General features: G+C 70.2%; 21 protein-coding genes. 18 read left to right on the forward strand and 3 right to left on the reverse strand.

Features of this window, described 5'->3' with window-relative positions; translation table 11 throughout:
* Positions 1 to 220 precede the first annotated feature (220 nt).
* The 18 genes from C1737_RS10470 to C1737_RS10555 all read left to right on the forward strand — a co-directional run bounded on the left by C1737_RS10470 (position 221) and on the right by C1737_RS10555 (position 17,464).
* On the forward strand, positions 221 to 1,276 hold the full coding sequence (locus C1737_RS10470; RefSeq protein ID WP_068097394.1) for a hydrogenase expression protein HypE: 1,056 nt from the start codon (positions 221 to 223) through the stop codon (positions 1,274 to 1,276).
* Positions 1,277 to 1,358: 82 nt separating this feature from the next.
* Entirely contained in the window at positions 1,359 to 3,158 is a 1,800-nt protein-coding gene (locus C1737_RS10475; protein WP_067918259.1) for a nickel-dependent hydrogenase large subunit, read from the forward strand.
* Between the two features lie 2 nt (positions 3,159 to 3,160).
* Positions 3,161 to 4,078 (forward strand): NifU family protein, encoded by a 918-nt coding sequence (locus tag C1737_RS10480; RefSeq protein ID WP_102418097.1) that lies wholly within the window; start codon positions 3,161 to 3,163, stop codon positions 4,076 to 4,078.
* Positions 4,075 to 4,701, forward strand: coding sequence for a DUF5947 family protein (locus tag C1737_RS10485; RefSeq protein ID WP_067918258.1), 627 nt, complete (start codon positions 4,075 to 4,077; stop codon positions 4,699 to 4,701). The genes C1737_RS10480 and C1737_RS10485 overlap by 4 nt, the downstream gene beginning before the upstream one ends.
* On the forward strand, positions 4,698 to 5,348 hold the full coding sequence (locus C1737_RS10490; RefSeq protein WP_102418099.1) for a DUF6084 family protein: 651 nt from the start codon (positions 4,698 to 4,700) through the stop codon (positions 5,346 to 5,348). The genes C1737_RS10485 and C1737_RS10490 overlap by 4 nt, the downstream gene beginning before the upstream one ends.
* Positions 5,345 to 6,658 carry a hypothetical protein gene (locus tag C1737_RS10495; protein WP_102418102.1) on the forward strand — a complete coding sequence of 438 codons (1,314 nt, stop codon included), beginning with the start codon at positions 5,345 to 5,347 and terminating at the stop codon, positions 6,656 to 6,658. Before C1737_RS10490 ends, C1737_RS10495 begins: the two co-directional genes overlap by 4 nt.
* Positions 6,659 to 6,809: 151 nt before the next feature.
* A complete protein-coding gene (locus tag C1737_RS10500) occupies positions 6,810 to 7,319 on the forward strand; it encodes a hydrogenase maturation protease (protein WP_067920994.1) in 510 nt (169 codons plus the stop codon).
* Complete coding sequence (locus tag C1737_RS10505) at positions 7,310 to 7,576, forward strand: HypC/HybG/HupF family hydrogenase formation chaperone (protein ID WP_102418105.1); 267 nt, start codon at positions 7,310 to 7,312, stop codon at positions 7,574 to 7,576. Before C1737_RS10500 ends, C1737_RS10505 begins: the two co-directional genes overlap by 10 nt.
* Before the next feature lies 1 nt (position 7,577).
* Positions 7,578 to 9,947: a carbamoyltransferase HypF gene (gene hypF, locus C1737_RS10510; RefSeq protein WP_102418107.1), complete on the forward strand. Its 2,370-nt coding sequence runs from the start codon at positions 7,578 to 7,580 to the stop codon at positions 9,945 to 9,947.
* Complete coding sequence (locus C1737_RS10515; protein WP_102418110.1) at positions 9,944 to 10,666, forward strand: HypC/HybG/HupF family hydrogenase formation chaperone; 723 nt, start codon at positions 9,944 to 9,946, stop codon at positions 10,664 to 10,666. Before hypF ends, C1737_RS10515 begins: the two co-directional genes overlap by 4 nt.
* Complete coding sequence (locus C1737_RS10520; protein WP_102418113.1) at positions 10,663 to 11,352, forward strand: SIS domain-containing protein; 690 nt, start codon at positions 10,663 to 10,665, stop codon at positions 11,350 to 11,352. The genes C1737_RS10515 and C1737_RS10520 overlap by 4 nt, the downstream gene beginning before the upstream one ends.
* Complete coding sequence (gene hypE, locus C1737_RS10525; protein ID WP_082973003.1) at positions 11,349 to 12,461, forward strand: hydrogenase expression/formation protein HypE; 1,113 nt, start codon at positions 11,349 to 11,351, stop codon at positions 12,459 to 12,461. Before C1737_RS10520 ends, hypE begins: the two co-directional genes overlap by 4 nt.
* A gap of 25 nt (positions 12,462 to 12,486) precedes the next feature.
* On the forward strand, positions 12,487 to 12,759 hold the full coding sequence (locus C1737_RS10530; RefSeq protein WP_067921005.1) for a HypC/HybG/HupF family hydrogenase formation chaperone: 273 nt from the start codon (positions 12,487 to 12,489) through the stop codon (positions 12,757 to 12,759).
* A 66-nt stretch (positions 12,760 to 12,825) separates the two neighbouring features.
* Positions 12,826 to 13,965, forward strand: coding sequence for a hydrogenase formation protein HypD (gene hypD / locus C1737_RS10535; RefSeq protein WP_102418114.1), 1,140 nt, complete (start codon positions 12,826 to 12,828; stop codon positions 13,963 to 13,965).
* Positions 13,962 to 14,711 (forward strand): DUF6390 family protein, encoded by a 750-nt coding sequence (locus C1737_RS10540; protein ID WP_255398410.1) that lies wholly within the window; start codon positions 13,962 to 13,964, stop codon positions 14,709 to 14,711. Before hypD ends, C1737_RS10540 begins: the two co-directional genes overlap by 4 nt.
* Positions 14,712 to 14,731: 20 nt before the next feature.
* A complete protein-coding gene (locus C1737_RS10545; RefSeq protein WP_068097372.1) occupies positions 14,732 to 15,868 on the forward strand; it encodes an alkaline phosphatase family protein in 1,137 nt (378 codons plus the stop codon).
* Positions 15,869 to 16,028: 160 nt separating this feature from the next.
* On the forward strand, positions 16,029 to 16,424 hold the full coding sequence (locus tag C1737_RS10550; protein WP_102418116.1) for a hypothetical protein: 396 nt from the start codon (positions 16,029 to 16,031) through the stop codon (positions 16,422 to 16,424).
* A gap of 149 nt (positions 16,425 to 16,573) precedes the next feature.
* Positions 16,574 to 17,464, forward strand: coding sequence for a PPE family protein (locus C1737_RS10555; RefSeq protein WP_102418118.1), 891 nt, complete (start codon positions 16,574 to 16,576; stop codon positions 17,462 to 17,464).
* A 7-nt stretch (positions 17,465 to 17,471) separates the two neighbouring features.
* Here the strand turns inward: C1737_RS10555 and C1737_RS10560 are convergent, their stop codons facing one another.
* From C1737_RS10560 to C1737_RS10570, 3 genes are all read right to left on the reverse strand, one after another.
* Positions 17,472 to 18,200, reverse strand: coding sequence for a gamma-glutamyl-gamma-aminobutyrate hydrolase family protein (locus tag C1737_RS10560; RefSeq protein ID WP_231980720.1), 729 nt, complete (start codon positions 18,198 to 18,200; stop codon positions 17,472 to 17,474).
* A 169-nt stretch (positions 18,201 to 18,369) separates the two neighbouring features.
* Positions 18,370 to 18,930: an alpha/beta hydrolase gene (locus C1737_RS10565; protein ID WP_197509161.1), complete on the reverse strand. Its 561-nt coding sequence runs from the start codon at positions 18,928 to 18,930 to the stop codon at positions 18,370 to 18,372.
* Positions 18,931 to 19,050: 120 nt separating this feature from the next.
* Entirely contained in the window at positions 19,051 to 20,562 is a 1,512-nt protein-coding gene (locus C1737_RS10570) for a cobyric acid synthase (protein WP_068099251.1), read from the reverse strand.
* Positions 20,563 to 20,576 lie beyond the last annotated feature (14 nt).

A 20,576-nucleotide genomic window follows, 5' to 3' on the forward strand; every position in this document is an offset into this window, starting at 1 on the left:
CCGTCTTGCAACGGTTTTGCATGACGCCGGCCGCCACGCCCGCCGACTCCCGGCCCGGCGGCACGAAACAGCTTGCAACGCTTGTCTAACTACTTGGTCCCCCAGAACCGTTGACACGCCCGGCGGTGAGGAGTAGACCCAAAAAATAGCGCTGCGCAAGTGGGCCGACGGTCGACTCCGGCGGCGCAGGGGCCTCAGCCCGGTCCCGGAAAGCTGCAGCATGCCAACAGAAGCAGCAGTCAAAGCGGAAGAAACGCTGATCCACGTTCTATGGATCAATGCGGGGCTCAGTTGTGACGGCGATTCGGTGGCGTTGACTGCCGCCACCCAACCCACAGTCGAGGAGATCGCCCTGGGCGCTCTGCCGGGACTGCCGAAGGTCGCCGTGCACTGGCCACTCATCGATTTCGAATGCGGACCCAGCGGGGGGGCGGACGACTTCCTCTCCTGGTTCTTCAAAGCCGACCGCGGTGAGCTCGAGCCCTTCGTGCTGGTCGTCGAGGGGTCCATTCCCAACGAGAAGATCAAGGACGAGGGCTACTGGTGCGGGTTCGGCAACGACCCGGCCACCGGCCAGCCGATGACCACCAGCGAGTGGCTCGACCGGCTGGCGCCCAAGGCCACCGCGATCGTCGCGGTCGGGACGTGCGCCACCTACGGCGGCATCCACGCGATGGCCGGCAATCCGACCGGGGCAATGGGCGTCCCCGACTACCTCGGCTGGGACTGGAAGAGCAAGGCCGGCATCCCGATCGTCTGCGTCCCCGGCTGCCCGATCCACCCGGACAACCTGTCGGAGACGCTGACCTACCTGCTCTACATGGCGACCGGCCAGGCACCGATGATCCCGCTCGACGACGCGCTGCGCCCCAAGTGGTTGTTCGGCAACACCGTCCACGAGGGCTGTGACCGCGCCGGCTACTACGAGCAAGGTGACTTCGCCACCGAATACGGGTCCCCCAAATGCATTGTCAAGCTTGGCTGTTGGGGTCCGGTCGTGAAGTGCAACGTGCCCAAGCGCGGGTGGATCAACGGTGTCGGCGGCTGCCCGAACGTCGGCGGCATCTGCATCGGGTGCACCATGCCGGGCTTCCCCGACAAGTTCATGCCGTTCATGGACGAGCCGCCGGGCGGCAAGCTGTCCAGCACCGCGGTCGGCCTGTACGGAACCGTGATTCGCAGCTTGCGGGGTATCACCGCGCGCACCGTCGACAAGGAACCGCGGTGGCGCCACAGCGGGAACCAACTCACCACCGGGGCGCGCCGGACCTGGTAGGTCGCCTACCAGCTCGGCGCGCTTCGTCCACACCATCTCCAGCCCTCAGGCCCAACGGCCCACAGCGGGAAGAAGTAGCGCGATGACAACCATCATTCCGGAGCCCACCCACGCCAACCGCGAACCCGGCCAACTGGTCGACATGGCCTGGGACCCCATCACCAGGATCGTGGGCAGCCTGGGCATCTACACCAAGATCGACTTCGAGAATCGCGAGGTCGTCGAGTGCCACAGCACCTCGTCGATCTTCCGCGGCTACTCGATCTTCATGAAGGGCAAGGATCCTCGCGACGCCCACTTCATCACCAGCCGCATCTGCGGCATCTGCGGCGACAATCACGCCACCTGCTCGTGCTACGCGCAGAACATGGCGTACGGGGTCAAGCCGCCGCATCTCGGCGAGTGGATCGTCAACCTGGGCGAGGCCGCGGAATACATGTTCGACCACAACATCTTCCAGGAGAACCTGGTAGGCGTGGACTTCTGCGAGAAGATGGTCTCCGAGACCAACCCGAGCGTGCTTTCGCTGGCGGAGAAGACGCCCGCGCCGCAGGCCGGGGCGCACGGGTACCGGACGATCGCCGACATCATGCGCTCGCTGAACCCGTTCACCGGCGAGTTCTACCGCGAGGCGCTGGCGGTCAGCCGCTGGACGCGAGAGATGTTCTGCCTCATGGAGGGTCGCCACGTGCACCCCTCCACGCTGTACCCCGGCGGCGTCGGCACGGTCGCGACCATCCAGCTGATGACCGATTACATGACGCGGCTGATGCGCTATGTCGAGTTCATGAAGAAGGTCGTGCCGATGCACGACGATCTGTTCGACTTCTTCTACGAGGCGCTGCCCGGGTATGAGAAGGTCGGGCTGCGCCGCACCCTGCTCGGCTGCTGGGGCTCCTTCCAGGATCCCGAGGTGTGCAACTTCGCATACAAGGACATGGAGCGCTGGGGCAACGCCATGTTCGTGACCCCGGGCGTGGTGGTCGACGGAAAACTCGTCACCCACTCGCTGGTGGACATCAACCTAGGCATCCGGATCCTTTTGGGCAGTTCGTATTACGACGACTGGACCGATCAGGAGATGTTCGTCAAGACCGATCCGCTGGGCAACGCGGTGGACCGGCGCCACCCGTGGAACCAGCACACCAACCCGCACCCGCAGAAGCGCGACATGGACGGCGGCAAGTACAGCTGGGTGATGTCGCCGCGCTGGTTCGACGGCAAGGACCACCTGGCGCTGGACACCGGCGGCGGCCCGCTGGCGCGGCTGTGGGCGACCGCGCTGGCCGGGCTGGTCGACATCGGCTACGTCAAGGCCACCGGCAACAGCGTCAAGATCAGCCTGCCGAAGACCGCGCTCAAGGGCCCGGTCGAGTTCGAGTGGAAGGTACCCAAGTACGGCAGCAACACGATCGAACGCGACCGGGCGCGCACCTACTTCCAGGCCTACGCGGCGGCCTGCGCGCTGCACTTCGCCGAGAAGGCGCTCGAGGAGATCCGGGCCGGCCGCACCAAGACGTGGGAGCGCTTCGAGGTGCCCGACGAGGCCATCGGCTGCGGATTCACCGAGGCGGTGCGCGGCGTGCTCAGCCACCACCTGGTGATCCGGGACGGCAAGATCGCCAACTACCACCCGTACCCGCCCACCCCGTGGAACGCCAACCCGCGCGACAGCTACGGCACGCCGGGGCCGTACGAGGACGCGGTGCAGGGCCAGCCGATCTTCGAGGAGAACAGCCGCGAGAACTTCAAGGGCATCGACGTCATGCGCACGGTGCGCAGCTTCGACCCGTGCCTGCCCTGTGGCGTGCACATGTATCTGGGTAAGGGCAAGACCCTGGACAGACTGCACACGCCGACACAGTCACCCGTCGGGCAGTGACTATGGTGGATCGCCCGGAAACCCTTGGCGACAACGACGCGCAATGGCGCACAGCGGGCGATCGGATCCAGACCCTGCTGGATTCCTGCGCGGCGGGTGGTGCGGCCGCGCAGGAACGCGCCCGGCAGCTGGTCCGCGAGGTGGTCGGGCTCTACGGGGCCGGGCTGGAGCGGATCATGCTGTTGGCTCAGGACGGTCCAGGCCCCGGCCTGGCCGAGCGGCTGGCCACCGACGACCTGGTGGCCAGCCTGCTCTTGATCCATGGCCTGCACCCGCACGACGTCCGCCGCCGGGTGTCCGACGCGCTCGACCGGGTGCGGCCGTACCTGGGCTCGCACGGCGGGGACGTGGACCTGATCGAAGTGACGGAGAGGCCCGAAGGTGTTGGCGTGCTCCTCGCTTTCAAAGGCAGCTGCAAGAGCTGTCCGTCGTCGGCGGTGACGCTGGAGTTGGCCGTCGAGGACGCGGTGCGCGCCGCGGCCCCCGAGATCTCCTCGATCGAGGTGATGACGGCCGAGCCCGGCACCACGACCGTCATCCCGGCCGAATCGCTGCTGGCGCGCGTGCATTCCAACGCGTCCGGCAGCTGGCATCCGGCGCCCGAGCTGGCCGACCTGGCACCCGGGGAGGTGGCGGGCTATCGGGTCGACGCGACCACCGTGCTGGCGTGCCGGGTCGGCGATCAGACTTTCGCGTACCGGGACCATTGCCCGGTATGTGACGCCACCCTGGCCGGTGCGAAACTGTATGGGACGCAACTGCGTTGCCCCCGCTGTCAGACGGACTTCGACGCCGTACATGCCGGGGCCGGCGTGAACGGCGCGCACCTGGATCCCCTGCCCCTGTTGGCCCGCGACGGCGTGCTGTCGGTGGCGTTGCCGGCCCGGGAGCCGGCGCAAGCGATGGGCGCCCCGGCATGACGACCCCGTACGAGGTCCTCACCCGGATCCGCAGCAACCGGCCGGCCCCCGAACCGGCCGGTGAGCGCTGCGAGATGTGCTCGGAATCGGTCGCCGACGAGCATCAGCACGTGGTCAATGTGGCCGACCGGCAGCTGATGTGCGTGTGCCGCGCCTGCTACCTGCTGTTCACCGACTCCCGTGCCGAACTGCGCTACCGCGCGGTGCCCGACCGGTATCTGTCCTTCCCCGACTTCGCGCTGGACCGGCGCGCCTGGGAGGCACTGCAAATCCCGGTGGGGGTCGCTTTCTTCTTCACCAACTCGGCCCTGGGGCGCACCGTCGCCTTCTACCCCGGACCGGCCGGGGCGTGCGAATCCGAGCTCGCCCTCGACGTGTGGGACGCGCTCAGCGGCGCCGACGCCCGGGTGGGCCTGCTGACGGACGACGTGGAGGCGCTCCTGGTGCGCGTCCCCGAATCCGGTTCGCCGCAAAGCTATCTCGTTCCCATCGACGCCTGCTACGAATTCGTCGGGCGGCTTCGCCTGCTGTGGCGCGGGTTCGACGGGGGGCAGGAGGCCCGTGAGTTCATCGACGGCTTCTTCTCCCGCCTCGAGGCCCGCGCAGTCAAGACACCGCCATGATGGACATCGACTTCTCGGTCCTTGACGTGGCGCCCGAACCGTACGCCGTCACGCCGGTGCTGACGGCGCGGGTCGCCGTGGCCACCGGCGGCGCTGACGGCGGGGACCCGGTGCACGCGATCGCCCTGCGCTGCCAGGTCCGCATCGAGCCGCTGCGGCGGTCGTACTCCGACGACGAGGCGGCCGGCCTGACGGACCTGTTCGGGTCGCGCGAACGCTGGGCGAGCACCCAGCGCACCTTCCTCTGGCAGCACTGCACCGCGATGGTCCAGGGCTTCACCGGCAACACGACCGTCGCCCTGCCGCTGGAGTGCACCTACGACTTCGAGGTCACCGCCGCCAAATACCTGCACGCACTGCGTGACGGCGCCGTGGCCCTCCAATTCCTGTTCAGCGGAACGATTTTCGTCCGGTCCGACCGCGGGTTCTCCGTCCAGCAGATCCCGTGGGACTGCGAAGACCGCTACGACATGCCGGTCGCGGTCTGGCGGCAGCTGATCGCCCAGCACTACCCGAACGCCGGATGGCTGCGGCTGAACCACGAGACGATCGCCGCGCTGGCGGCCTACAAGTCGGCCCACGGGCTGCTCGATCTCGACCACGCGATCACCTCCCTGCTGGACGCGGACCGGGAGACGGCGCGGTGACCGCGGACCGGGCCCGCGCCGTCGCCGACGCGGTGCTCTACGAGGGCTACCTGCTCTATCCGTATCGCGGAACGTCGAGCAAGAACCAATCCCGCTGGCAGTTCGGCGTTCTGGGACCGCCCGGGGCCGCGGACGCGGGCCTGGGCGAGGACGCCACCCTGGCGGCGCAGTTCCTGGTCCAGGGCGCGCGGGAGTTGCACCTGGTGGTGCGGTTCCTGCAGCTGCAGCACCGCCGGGCCGAGCGTGAGGTCGCCCCCGGCGAATACCGGCCCGTCGACCAGCTGACGACCGCGGGCGGGTCGTGGCTCACCTGGGACGAGGCGGTCGAATGCGAAAGGCCCTTCGGCCCTGTCGCGCTGGACGGCGGGCCGTGGACACTGTCGGTGACGGCGGATGCGGGCACCGACATCGAATTCCTCGAGGGCGGTCGCCTGGTGCGCCAACGACGGGAGGTACGTGGCGTGCTGACGGTCGCCGGCGAGGCGGACGGCGACCTGTGCCGGGTGTCGGTGCGGCTCAGCAACGTCGGCGACGCCGCGGTGGACAAGAACGACGCGATCGCCCGGTCCATGATCGGCACACACCTCATCGCCGAACTCGAGGAGGGCCAGTTCGTCTCGCTGCTCGAGCCGCCCCCGTCGGCGGTCGCCGCGGTGTCCCGGTGCGCCCAGCATCGCTGCTTCCCGGTGCTGGCCGGCCCACCCGGCGCCCGGGACCTGCTGCTGATCTCGCCGATCATCCTCTACGACCACCCCGAGGTCGCCGAACAGAGCGACACCGCCCTGTATGACTGCACGGAGATCGACGAGATCCTCACCCTGCGGGTGATGACCATGACCGACGAGGAGAAGGCACAGGCCCGGGCCACGGATCCGCGAGCGGCGCGAATCATCGACGCGTGTGACGCCATGTCCCCCGAGGCGATGGCGCGCCTGCACGGCGTGCTGCGCGATCCGGTCTCGGGTCTGGTCCCGCAGATCCCCGAGGGCGTCGACTGGTGGGATCCGCTGGCCGACAACGCCGTTCGGCCGGAAATCGATGCGGTGCTGGTGAACGGGACCCGGGTGGCGCGCGGCAGCCGGGTCCGGCTGCGGCCGCGGCGCAACGCCGACGCGCAGGACATCTTCGTCGCCGGCAAGACCGCCCGCGTGACCTCGGTGCACTCCGACGTCGAGGGCAACATGCACGTCGCGGTCGTCGTCGACGACGACCCCGCCGCCGACCTGCACGACTGGTACGGCCGTTACCTCTACTTCTCCCCCGACGAAATCGAGCCCCTGGAAGCTCACCGCAGCCCCGCAAACTCGTGAAAGGAGTTCTCTGATGGAAATCCTCGGCTGGATATTCCTCGCTATCATCGCGTTGGTGCTCGTGATCGGACTGGCGCTGGGGGTGGTATCCATCCCCGATGCCCGCCGCTACCTCAAGCTGAGGCGGATGTAACTTGCTCGGACGGCGGAGATGACAGCGCGCATCCTGGTAGCGGGCATCGGCAACATTTTCCTGGGCGACGACGGGTTCGGATCGGAGGTGATCCGCAACGCGGAGATCCCGCGGGACGATCCCAGCGTTCGCGTCACCGACTACGGCATCAGCGGCATGCACCTGGCCTACGACCTGCTCGACGAATGGGACACTCTGGTGCTGATCGACGCGGTGCCCAACCGCGGCAACCCCGGAGCGTTGCACGTCTTCCAGGCCGACCATGAATCGGATTCGGCTGCAACGGGTTTCGACGGTCATAGCATGGATCCGGCCGCGGTGTTCGCCAGCTTGCGGGCACTGGGCGGCACCCCGCCCTACACCGTCGTCGTCGGATGCGAGGCGGGCAGCGTCGAGGAGGGCATCGGCCTCACCGAGCCCGTGGCCAGGGCGGTTCCCCGCGCCGCGCGGGCCGTCGAGGAGATCGTCGCGGCGTTGCACGCGCGCCCGGCCGCCGCCCCCGAAGGGACCGCTGAGCCATGTGTTTAGGGATTCCCGGTCAAGTGATCCGGATGCTGGACGGCTTCGAAGGGCAGCTCGCGTTGGTGGACGTCACCGGCGAGCAGCGGCGGGTCAACGTCGGCATGCTGCCGGAAGAGACATTCAAACCCGGCGACTGGATCATCATCCACATGGGCTTCGCCATCGAAAAGACCGACCGCGCGGGCGCCGAGCAGGCGATGGCCGGTCTCGAGCTGATGGGGCGGGGCCGTGCCGACGGGACTGACTTCCCGGAGGGCGGCTGACATGACCCAGTCCCCCCTGCTGCTGCGGCATGACCCCGCTTCCCGGGTTCGGCAGCGCTTCACCGTGACCGGTGTTGTGCAGGGGGTTGGCTTCCGGCCCTTCGTGCACCGCATCGCGACCGAGCTCGGCCTGTCCGGCTTCGTCGGCAACGACTCCGGCGCCGTGTTCGTCGAGGTGCAGGGCGAACCCGCGCGCGTGGCCGAATTCGGCCGGCGCCTGCGCGCCGACGCGCCGCCGCTGGCCCGGATCAGCCACGTCAGCGTCGACGAACTTTCCGCCGACGCCGGCTGCGGATGCGGGTTCTCGATCGTGGACAGCCGGGCGGTCCCCGGCGCCACGACACCGATCCCGCCCGACATCGCGGTGTGCGACGACTGCGTCGCCGAGCTCTTCGACCCGCGCGACCGCCGCTACCGCCACCCCTTCGTCACCTGCACCAACTGCGGACCGAGGTTCACCATCATCCGCGAACTGCCCTACGATCGCCCGGCCACCACCATGTCGGGGTTCGACATGTGTGAACGCTGCGCCGCCGAATACCACAACCCGGCGGATCGCCGGTTCCACGCGCAGCCGATCGCCTGCCCCGACTGCGGGCCGTCCCTGTGGTTCTCCTCGGCGGCCGGGCGGATCGACGGGGCGGACACCGCGCTGGCGGCCACCCAGCGCGCGCTCGCCACGGGCGCGGTGGTCGCCATCAAGGGCGTCGGCGGCTACCACCTGGCATGCAGCGTCAGCGACGGTGCGGCGGTCGACGTGCTGCGCACCCGAAAGGCCCGCGGCGCCAAGCCGTTCGCCATGCTGGTCCGCGACCTCAAGGTGGCGCGCCGCTACGCCCACGTCGACGACACCGAGGCCGCGGCGCTGCTGAGTCCCGCCCGCCCGATCGTGCTGCTGCGACGCCGGCCCGGTGAGGACACCGCGCCGGTCGCCCACGGCGTCGCGCCCGGCAGCCCGTTGCTCGGCCTGATGCTGCCGTACTCCCCCATCCATCACCTGCTGCTGGCGCCCGTCCCCGGCGCGGTCGGAGAGCCCCCCGCCGCGCTGGTGCTCACCAGCGCCAACCGATCCGACGAGCCGATCTGCTTCACCGATGACGATGCCGCACAACGGCTTCCGGCGCTCTGCGACGCGGTCCTGGACCACGACCGCCCGATCCACGTCCCGTGCGACGACTCGGTGGTGCGCATCATCAAAGACGGCGGGCGCGACGCCGAGCTGCCGATCCGCCGGTCCCGCGGGTACGCCCCGCTGCCGATAGACCTGAACGTGGCGGGCCCGCCGGGGCTGGCAGTCGGCGGGGGGGTGAAGAACACGTTCTGCCTCACCGACGGCGCGCGCGCCTACCTGTCGGGGCACATCGGTGACATGTCCACCTGGGAGACGCTGCGCGCATTCGAGCGGGCGGTGCACCAGCTCAACGAAATACGCGGCGAGCCCGCCCGATTGGCCGCCGACCTGCATCCGGGGTACCACACCCGAAGCTGGGCGGAGCGCCACGCGGACGGCCGGCCGCTGGACCTGGTTCAGCACCATCACGCGCACGTCGTGTCGCTGCTGGCCGAGCACGGACGCATCGGCGAACCGGTCATCGGGGTCTCCTTCGACGGCACCGGTTACGGATGCGACCAGAGCGTGTGGGGCGGTGAGATTCTCCGGCTCGGCGGCGACAGCCACCGATTCGTCCGGGCCGGCCACCTGCTGGCGGTGCCACTGCCCGGCGGTGACGCGGCGGTCCGAAACCCGTGGCGGATGGCGTTGTCGCAGCTGTGGTCGGCCGGCATCGACTGGACCGCCGACCTGGCCCCCGTCGCGGCGGCGACCAGCGACGAATTGCGCGCCACCCGTGCCCAATTGGAGACGGGGACGGGCTGCGTGCCGTGTTCGAGCATGGGCCGCCTGTTCGACGCGGTCGCCTCGCTGCTCGGGGTGCGCCACCGCATCGACTACGAAGGCCAGGCCGCCATCGAGCTGGAGGCGCTGGCGGAGTCGGCCGCCGGCAAGGCCGGGCCGTCGCTGCCGCTCATGGTGCGCGCCGACGGGGTGATCGACCCCGCCCCCATGGTGCAGACGCTGGTGTCGGCGCTCTACGCCGGCGCACCAGCTGCGGTGCTGGCCGCGGCGTTCCACGAGGCCGTCGCGGACGCCGTCGCCAAGGTGGTCGCCCAGGTCGCCGGGCCCACCCGGCTGGTGGGCCTCACCGGAGGGGTATTCCAGAACGTGTTGTTGCTGAACGCATGTCGTCAGCGGTTGCAGCGGGCGGGATTCGAGGTGCTGACCCACCGAACGGTGCCGCCGAACGACGGCGGGCTCGCGCTGGGTCAGGCCGCGATCTCCATGCTGACCGCGTCGAGGGGGGCCGACTCATGACCACCACAGCCATCGATCGCGGCCTGGGCGCCGAATTGGCCGAGGACCTGGCCGGCACCGCGTTCACGCTCGCCAAGCGCTTCGCCGCCGGCGCCACCATGTGGTCCATCGCGCCGTCGTGGGAGCCGCATGCGCAGCACATCGCGGTCGAGTTCGTCCACCCGGTGATCATGGGCAAGCGGGCCCTGCCCGCGGTGGCGCTGACCGGACCCGACCTGGTGGATCTGGTCCGGGTGTCCGTGCGGCCGGGTGACATCGTGGTCGCGGTGTCCGGCGCGGACGACGCGCAGGTCCGCTCGGTGATGCGGCGCGCCCCCGCATGGGGCGCCACCACGATCTGGATCGGCAGCGGCGCACGCCCCGCGCCGGGCACGGCCGATCACGTGCTGTGGCTGGACGACCCCGACCCGCGCGTACCCGCGACGGGCGGTTTCGTGCTGTTCTATCACCTGCTGTGGGAACTGACCCACGTGTGTTTCGAGCACCCCGGCCTGCTCAAACCCGAGTGCTCCGAGTCGGTTTGCGTCACCTGCAGCGACGAGGGACGCACGGCAGAGGCGGTGACGGCGTCGGCCGACGGGCACGCCACGGTCCGCACCGCGCGTGGCACCGAGAACGTGGTGACCACGCTGATCGACCCGGTGGCCGCCGGGGACCTCATTCTGGTGCACGCGGGCATGGCGATCGGCAGACTGGAAGACGAGGAGGGCGCCCGATGAGCCCGGAACACCGCGACGAACCGACCAACTTCCTGTACCCGTTCATCGACGCGCAGGAAGACGATGCCGGGTCGCTGCTGGCCGACCTGGCCGCGTCCGCGCAGGCTAAGGCGGCCGAGAGCCTGGCGCTGCGGCGCTCGACGCTGCAGGCCAACGCCGCACTGCTGGGTCAGGCCGCCGCGGAAGTGGCGCGCCGCTTCGCGGCGGGCGGACGCATGTTCACCTTCGGAAACGGCGGCAGCTGCACGGATTCCACCACCCTGGCGAGGCTGTTCGCCCGGCCGCCGGTCGGCAAGCCCGAAAAATCCCTGCCCGCGTGGCCGTTGACCACCGACCAGGCCATCCTGACCGCCCTGGGCAACGACGTCGGATTCGAATTGGTGTTCGCCCGACAGCTGATCGCCCGCGCCGCCGGCGGTGACATCGCGATCGCCATGTCCACCAGCGGCGGCTCACCCAACCTGCTCGCCGCGCTGGCCGAGGCCCGCCAACGCGGCCTGTACACCATCGGATTCGCCGGCTATGACGGTGGCGCGTTCGCGAACAACCCGAATGTGGACGCCTGCTTCGTCGTTCGCTCGCAAAGCGTGCACCGGATACAGGAATCGCAGGCGCTGCTGGGCTATCAGCTGTGGCTGAGCGTGCACCAACAGCTGGGCGGCGAGCAGGGTCTGGGGGCGGCATGAACAAGCCGGTGGGTGATTACCTTTCGTCGGGGCCGCGGTTCGCCGAGGGTGAGGTGATCGAGCGGATCGAATCGTTCCGCAGGCGCCGCCCGCGCCTGCTCGACGACCACGTGACGCTGGCGCACGGGGCCGGGGGCAAGGCCTCGGCGGCGCTGGTGGACGCGGTCTTCGTGGAGGCGTTTCGCAACCCGCTGCTGGAATCGCTCGGTGACAGCGCGGTACTGCCGCTACCGGGCGGCGAGCGCGTGGCGATGTCGACCGATTCGTTCGTGGTGCAGCCCAGGCGCTTTCCCGGCGGTTCCATCGGCTCGCTCGCCGTGCACGGCACCTGCAACGACCTCGCAATGGCCGGTGCCGTGCCCTCGTGGATCTCCGCGGCGTTCGTGCTCGAAGAGGGCTTCCCCATCGCCGAGTTGAAGGAGATCGTCGCCGACATGGCGGCGGCGGCCGCCGAAGCCGGCGTGCGGATCGTCACCGGCGACACCAAGGTGGTGCCCAAGGGCGCCGTCGACGGGGTGTTCGTCACCACCGCCGGGACCGGCGTCATCCCCGCGGGACGCGCGCTGTCCGCGGCGGCGGTGCGGCCCGGGGACAAGCTGCTGTTGTCGGGATCGATGGGCGATCACGGCATGGCGGTGATGCTGGCGCGGGGCGACCTGGCCATCGAGGCCGACATCGCTTCGGACACCGCTTCGGTCAGCCCGCTGGTGGAGCTGTTGATGGCGGCCGCGCCGTCGACCCGCTGGATGCGCGACGCGACGAGGGGCGGGGTGGGCACGGTCTGCAACGAACTGGCCCAGGCCTGCGGCCTGGGGGTGCTGCTCGAAGAGGAGCGACTTCCGGTGGCGCCCATGGTGAACGGCGCGTGCGAGCTGCTCGGCATCGACCCGCTCTACGTCGCCAACGAGGGCAAGTTCGTCGCCGTCGTCGCGCCCGAGGAGGCGACGGCCGGGCTTGGCGCGCTGCGGTCGCATCCGCTGGGTGCCGATGCTGCCGAGGTCGGGGAAATCGTCACCGAACCGGCCGAAAGCGTGGTGCTGCGAACGGGATTCGGTGGAACGCGGATCGTCGACATGCTGGTCGGTGACCCGCTGCCCCGGATCTGCTGACCTTTGCTGAAAGGAGATACCGGATATGTGTCTTGGGATTCCGGGCCGGATCGTCGAGATCACCGATCCCGCCAACTATTTGGCGAAGGTCGACGTCAGCGGCGTGCAGCGCACCATCAGCGTCCGGCTGCTCGAGGACGACATGCCTGAGCCGGACGACTGGGTCCTGGTGCACGTCGGGTTCGCGATGGCCAAGATCGACGAGACCGAGGCGCTGCTCACCCTGGCCGCCGTCAAGAAACTCGGCGACGCCTACGACACCGAGATCCAGGCTTTCGACTCGTCGGCCATCATCTAGTCCGACGACGATGCGGTCCGGTAACGGACCGAGGAGGAATCGGGCCATCATCTAGGAAGGCGCACAATGAAATTCGTTGACGAGTTCCGTGACCCGGCCGCGGCGCGCAGGCTGCTGGGCGCCATCGGGCGCCTGGCCGGCACCGACTCCCCCGGCGGGGAGCAGTTCAAGTTCATGGAGGTATGCGGCGGGCACACGCACACCATCTACCGGCACGGCATCGAACACCTGCTGCCCGACAACGTCGAACTGGTGCACGGCCCCGGGTGTCCGGTCTGCGTGATCCCGATGGGCCGCATCGACGACGCGATGTGGCTGGCGGGCCAGCCCGACGTGATCTTCACCTGCTTCGGCGACATGATGCGGGTGCCCGGGTCGAAAGGCAGCCTGCTGGACGCCAAGGCGCGCGGGGCCGACGTCCGGTTCGTCTACTCCCCGCTGGACGCGCTGAAGATCGCGCTCGACAACCCCGACAAGCACGTGGTGTTCTTCGCCATCGGTTTCGAGACCACCGCGCCGTCGACGGCGGTGACACTGGTCCGGGCGCGCGAGCAGGGGCTGACCAACTTCAGCGTGTTCTGCAACCACGTGATGATCGTGCCGCCGATCAAAGCCATCCTGGAGTCTCCGGACCTGCGGCTCTCGGGGTTCATCGGCCCCGGGCACGTCTCGACGGTGGTGGGCAACCGGCCCTATCGGTTCGTGCCGGAGGTGTACCGAAAGCCGTTGGTAGTGGCCGGTTTCGAGCCACTCGACATTTTGGCCGCGGTCGCGATGCTGCTCACCCAGATCCGCGAGGGTCGCTGCGAGGTGGAGAACCAGTACAAGCGGGTGGTGCCCGAGCGCGGCAATCCGGCCGCCCTGGCGTTGATGGGCAAAGTGTTTGCCCTGCGCCCCCACTTCGAATGGCGCGGCCTGGGCTTCATCTCCCAGAGTGCGCTGCGGCTGCACGACGACTTCGCGGAGTTCGACGCGGAGCTGCGGTTCTCGATGCCGGGGGTGCGTGTGGCCGACCCCAAGGCATGTCAGTGCGGCGAGGTGCTCAAGGGCGTGCTCAAGCCTTGGGAGTGCAAGGTTTTCGGCACCGCGTGCACCCCGGAGACCCCGATCGGCACCTGCATGGTGTCCCCCGAGGGCGCCTGCGCCGCCTACTACAACTTCGGGCGCATGCACCGTGACGCCATCAAGCTGGTGGGGCGCGCTTGACCGGTGACCCCAGCGGCTCGCAGCGCGGTGTGGAGATGTTCGCGCGCTACGCCTATGCGCCCAACGCGCTGGGCTACTGCGGTCCCCCGCTGGGCGCCACCCTGCGCGACGGCTCGGCCGACGAGGTGCGCGCGGCCGCGACGCGGTTCTCCGGGGCGTGGCCGTACCTGCGGGTGCTGTCGGCGCTGACCGGCATCGCCGACCCGCTGGATCATCGCCTCGTCGAGGCGTACTGGCTGGGCGGCGGCGTGGGCGCCGACCTGGACCCGCGGGACTTCTTCGAGGCGTTGCTGGGAATCATCGGCCCGCAGGCGGGCCGCTACTGGTCACACCTGACGCCGGACCTGGCCCGCGAGGCCGCCGCCAATCACTGCTTCCACGTGTTCGGCGTGTACCCGTGGACGCGGTTCCTGGGTCGCGGCATGGACCAGCACCCCCTGCAGGTGCTCGACAACTGCCGCATCACCTGGGGGACGGTGGTCTCACGCGACCATGACCGGATCGAGGTGCTGCGCCGCACGCTGGCCTTCGACGGCGAGGCGCTGGCGCTGTCCGAACCGTCCTGCGGCGTGTTCGACGTCTGGACCGATGGGTATAGCGCGGTTCCCGACGTGGCCGCCGGCGACGAGATCGCCCTGCACTGGGGGCGGCTGTGCGGCCGGCTGTCGCCGCGGCAGGTCGGTGCGCTGGCCGACGGGACCGATCGCCAGCTGCGCCTGACGAGCCGCCGACTGGCGCATGTCTAATTTCGTGCCAGACTGGCCCGATGCCCGGTTCCCTGCGCGACGTGCTGCCCGCCGTCGCCGCACTGCTCGGCGCGCCGGGCGCCGTCGACCGGCTGGGCGTGGCCGACTGGCTCGGCGGAACCGCTGAGCTCGATCGCGTCGCGGTTGTGCTGGTGGACGGGATGGGCTGGCACCTGCTCGGCGACCTCGCCGGCAGCGCCCCGTTGCTCGCCGCGGTGCTCGCCGGGCAAACGGGGCGCCTCACGGAGCTCGCCTGCACCTTCCCGTCGACCACGCCGACGAGCCTGGTTTCCCTGGGCACCGGGGCGCAGCCCGGCGAACACGGGATCCTGGGCTTCACGCTCAACGTTCCCGGCACCGACCGGGTGCTCAATCACATCCTGTGGCGCGACGATCCGCCACACACCCAGTGGCAGCCGCTGCCGACCTGGTTCGGGCGGCTGAACCAGGCCGGTGTGAGGGCGCGCGCCGTGTTGCCGGCCGCGTTCCTGGGCAGCGGGCTGACCGACGCGGCGTATCGCGGCGCGGAATTCCGCCCGGTCCAGCCAACGGACGACAACGCGCAGACAGTGGCAGACGAGCTGCACGCGGCGCCGGGTCTGGTCTACGGGTACACCGCCGCCCTGGACACCGCGGCGCACGCGTTCGGCGTCGGCTCCGGCCAGTGGCACGAGGCGGCGGCCAAGGTGGACGCGCTGCTGACCCGGCTGGTCGAGACGCTGCCCCCGAGGGCGGCGCTGCTGGTGACGGCCGACCACGGCGGTTTCAACGTGCCGCCGGACGCCCGTGTCGACCTTGCCGCCGACGCGCGGCTGGCCGCGGGAGTCCGCGTGGTCGCGGGCGAACCGCGGGTGCGCTACCTGCACACCGAGCCGGGCGCCGCGGCTGACGTTCAGGCCGCCTGGAGTGAGGTACTCGAGGGCAGGGCGCACGTCTACAGCCGCGAGCAGGCCGTGGCCACCGGAATGTTCGGGCCGGTCAGCCCGGTACATCTGGCGCGGATCGGCGACGTCGTCGCCGTCTGCACCGGCGATGCCGCCATCCTGGCCACCGGGCACGAACCGCCGGAAACGGCCCGGCTCATCGGCTTTCACGGCGCGGCGACACCCGTCGAAATGGCCATCCCGCTCATCGCGTTCAAATCCCCTGCCGCGTAGCGCGACCGGCAAAGCGGTGACCGTTGACACACACCGGACTTTGATCGTTTTCACAGCTGGCTTGCCTTGTCGTCCAAGCCTCGCGTTGTAGGTTCGGGCCACTGTGACAGTCGGAGGCACCCGTCGGGTTTCGCGTTGGCGGTCAGCCATCGCGATCGTTGTGGCGCTCGGACTGTTCGGCGCGGTCACCGCGGGCTGGGCGTCGTGTGGGACCGCGGTGGCCGGTGTGGGGCTTCCGCAGGCTGCGGGGCAGCACCAGCAGACCGTGCAGGCCGGCGCGAACACGGCGCCGGCGCGGGCGGACCGCGTCAACCCTGTCGCGCCGCGCTTTTCGTCCGGCTCCACGCCGGCACATCACAAGACCATCAAGAACGCGTGGATGACGCGGGACCGGCCGCCGACGTGGGAGCGCTCGTCACTCCCGTCGATCGGCTCGCCGTTGCCGGATTCGTTCGCGGCCGCGGCATTTCGGTTGTCCGGCCCACCCTCCCGTGATCCCCGGGCGGTTCCCCGTGACCGGGACCTGTTGACGCGGCTCTGCATCGCCCGTTGCTGAGGGATCAGTCGCCCGCGGCGGCCGCCGTCGTTGCACCGCCGCGGGTGCGGTGAGGCCGTAACCCTTCGGCCTACGTCCCAACAGAAGAGTCCACTGTGCTCGCAACGGCCCCAACGGGCCCATACCGCCGTCGTTAGGCAGAGACAACCATGAACTTCACGACGCTCCCGCCCGAAATCATCTCCAGGCAAATGCATGACGGCCCCGGCCCGCAGCCGATGCAGGAAGCCGCGACGGCCTGGGCCCGCCTGGCCACCCGGCTGCACACCGCGGTCGCGGACTACCGGGCGGTCACCTCGAAGCTGCTGGCCGGATGGGAGGGCCCGACGGCCGCTCCCGACGGCGCGGCGCCCTACATCGATTGGCTGAACGCCACCGCGATACGGGCCGAGCAGGCGGCCACCCAGGCCGCGGCGGCGGCGCGGGCCGCCGAAACGGCTGTGGCGGCTACGGTGCCACCGTCGGTGATCGCGGCCAACCGCGCGCTGCGCGGCTCGCTGGCCCTGGCCGACGCGCTGGGACTGGCCGGCCCGGTGATCGCCGACACCGAGGCCGAGTACGAGCGAATGTGGGCCCGGGACGCCGGGGCCATGTACGCCTACGCCGAGGCTTCGGCGCAAGCCGCGGTCCTCACGCCGTTCACCGCCCCGCCCGACGGCGCGGGCGACGGCACCTGGGCGCTGAAGTCCGCGCCGGAGATGCTGTCGGCCGGCAGGCAGCTGATCTTCACCGCCCCCGCCGCCCTGCGGGCGCTGTCGGAATCACCGCTGGCCACGTTCGACGTCTCCCTGGCGTCGGCGACCTGCCCCCTGTCCAAGCTCAGCTCGCTAACGGCGCCGTCGGGTGTCGCGATCGCCAACCTGAATTCACTCAACAAGGCGGCGGCACTGCGGTGCCTGCTGCCCGACCGGCGTGGTGGCCGCCGCCCGGCAACCACCGTGCGCGCCGGCGGCGGGGCGTCGGTCGGGGCGCTGTCGGTGCCCCGGGCCTGGGCGGCGGCCGCCACGCCGATGGCCGTCTACCGCGGCACGGTCGCCTAGCGCCGGGTCAGCCCGCGTACGATCGCGCGGCGTCCACCACGGCGGCGAAGAGGCGCAAGTCGTCCAGGGACTGTTCCGGATGCCATTGCACCGCAAGCACAAACCCGTCGCCGGGCAACTCCAGCGCCTCCACCACGCCGTCGGGATCCCAGGCGCTGACCACCAGGCCCGCACCGACTTCGTCGATCGCCTGATGGTGGTAGCAGGCCGCATCGGTGGACTCGCCCACCAGCGCCGCCAGCCGGCTGCCCGCGGCGGTGCGCACCGGCAACCGGGTGAACACCCCTTGGCCCGCCCGATGCCCGTCGTGACCGATCACGTCGGGCAGGTGCTGGTGCAGGGTGCCGCCGAGAGCGACGTTGAGCACCTGCGCGCCGCGGCAGATGCCCAGCACCGGCAGGCCCCGATCCAGCGCGCCGCGCAGCAGCGCGAGCTCCCAGGCGTCGCGGGCGGCGCGCGGCTCATCGGTGGCCGCATGCGGTTGCTGGCCATAGGCGGCGGGGTCCAGATCGTAGCCGCCGGTGATCACCAGCGCGTGCAGGCTGTCGAGGACCGCGCCCACCGTCTCCGGTTCCGCCGGTTGCGGTGGTAGCAACACCGCGGCCCCGCCGGCCAGGACGATCCCCTGGAAGTAATCGGCCGGCAGGTAGCCCGCGGGCATGTCCCAGATCCCGGTCTGCACCCGCTCCAGGTACGAGGTCAGGCCCACCACCGGGCGCCGAGAGGCGTGCACCATCGCGCATCCCTTCCGATCGATGACCGCCGATCGATGACCGCCGTCAATTCCCGCGCCCCGCCCGACACGTTACCGCCCGGGGGTCATCACCGCCGATCGCGGCGGACGACGCACGCGAGCACCGGTAATCCGCTTGCGCCAGTGGGGGTTCCGTGCACCAAGCCGGGGATCACCAGGTGCTGGTGCGCAGCACGATCTCGGCGGCCAACTGTGCGGTCGACTCCTGCACCGTGCGCCTGCCCAGATGCACCACGCGGTATTCGGCGTAGACGTACTGCTGGCTGGCGCGCGCCACCGCCCGCGCGGCCGGGGAGCTGAACAGGACCGTGGTGCCGATCTCCACGGGCGGGCAGTGATCGTCGCGCACGACCCCGTCGCGATCGGCCGCCCGCGGGTGCCCGCGGTCGATCACCACCAGGCCGACGAACCGGCCCAGCTTCGTCGCCGCCAACTCCCAGGCCAGGTCGCCGCCGGCGCGGTCGCCCACCACCACGGCCCACCCGATCCCCAGCGCGTCGAGAATGCCGACCACCGACTTCGGGGTCAGCCGCGGGTCGAGACCGATGACGACCGTGCGAAGCGATGCCGTGTGCAGACGCTCGCATACCGCGTCGTACGCGGCGGGTGCGCGTTCCTCGTCCCCCAGGATGACCACCACGACGCCCTGCTCGGGACCAGCCACCGCGACCGGGACGGGGAACCCGTCGAGCGTGGTCATCATGGAGGGCATCTACGCACGCTACAACCGATCGGCCTGCGCGCGCGAGGATTTGTCGAATTCCATGCGCGCCCAACGGGTTCTGCGTCGCCGCAAATTCGGTTCCCGTGCCCGCACATACCCGTGAATGCCCTACGGCCGCAATTGAGTTGCGATATGCGGTCGGCGCGGCGGCGGACCGTCGAGCAGGCCGAGAACCGCGTCGATATCGAGATGGGCGGCCAGCAAATCGGAGACGGTGTCCACCTGGGCGTCGCGTCGCGCGGCGACGTCGGTGTGGGCGACGACGAACCCGTCGCGGCCGGCCGCGGCCGCGACGCGGGTGAGCCACCCGCGGCGGAAGTCGTCGTTGTCGAGCAGGCCGTGCCAGTGGGTCCCGAAGACCGCCCCCCGCACGAAGCCGCACGGCTCGCCGTCGCGCCCGCCGTCCGCGCCGAACCAGCTCTGTTCGGCGGACCGCGTCACCCGGCCATGATGGATCTCGTAGCCGGCGAGCGGCGGCGGCCACCGGCGCAGAATCTTGGCCTCGCCGAAGGCGATGTCGGCGTCCAACAGCCCCAGCCCGGCGACCTCGCCCGCCCGCGATTCCACGGTGTCGTCGATACGCCGGCACAGCATTTGGAAGCCCCCGCAGATGCCCAGCACCGGCTTGCCGGTTGCGGCGTGCCCGGTGATCGCGTCGGCCAGGCCGCGGTCGCGCAGCCAGGCGAGGTCGGCGACGGTGGACTTGCTCCCGGGGATCACGATCAGGTCGGTGTCGGCCAGGTCGGCCGGGTCGGTGCTCCAGCGCACCAGGACGCCGGGTTCGCAGGCCAGCGCCTCGACGTCGGTCGAGTTGGAGATCCGCGGCAGCCGGATCGCGGCCACCCGCAGCCACTCGCGTCCGTGCGGCGGCGCCGGGGTGCCGACGACGCGGTGCGCCACCACCGACAGCGAGTCCTCGGCGTCCAGCCAGAGCTCGTCGGCGTAGGGCAGCACCCCGTAGGTCGGGCGGCCGGTTATTTCCTGCAGCTGGCGCAGCCCGGGCTCCAGCAGCGCGGGATCCCCGCGGAATTTGTTGACGACGAAGCCCGCGATCAGCTCCTGGTCGCCGGGCTCGAGGACCGCGACCGTCCCGAACAGGTGCGCGAGCAGCCCGCCGCGGTCGATGTCACCGACCAGGATCACCGGCAGGTTCGCCGCCCTGGCCAGGCCCATGTTGGCCAAATCAGTTGCCCGCAGGTTGATTTCGGCCGGCGAGCCGGCGCCCTCACAGATGACCGCGTCGAATTCTTCGCGCAGGCTGGACAATTCGTCTGCGACGATCCGCGCGAGGCGGTCGCGATGCTTCACATAGCTTGCCGCGGTAACCGAATCCGCGACCCTTCCCCGGATCACCAGCTGCGACGTCCGGTCGCTGCCCGGTTTGACCAGGATCGGGTTGAACCGCACGCTGGGCTCCAGCCCCGCCGCCCGCGCCTGCAGCGCCTGGGCCCGGCCGATCTCGCCGCCCTCGACGGTGACCACGGAATTGTTGGACATGTTCTGCGCCTTGAACGGCGCCACCCGAACGCCGCGGCGGGCCAACAGCCGGCACAAGCCCGCGACCACCACCGATTTCCCGGCGTCGGAGCTGGTGCCGGCGACCAGCAGCGCCCCGCTCAAGGGTCCACGGCCGC

Source organism: Mycobacterium sp. 4858, assembly GCF_900240975.1.
Taxonomy (GTDB): Bacteria; Actinomycetota; Actinomycetes; order Mycobacteriales; family Mycobacteriaceae; genus Mycobacterium.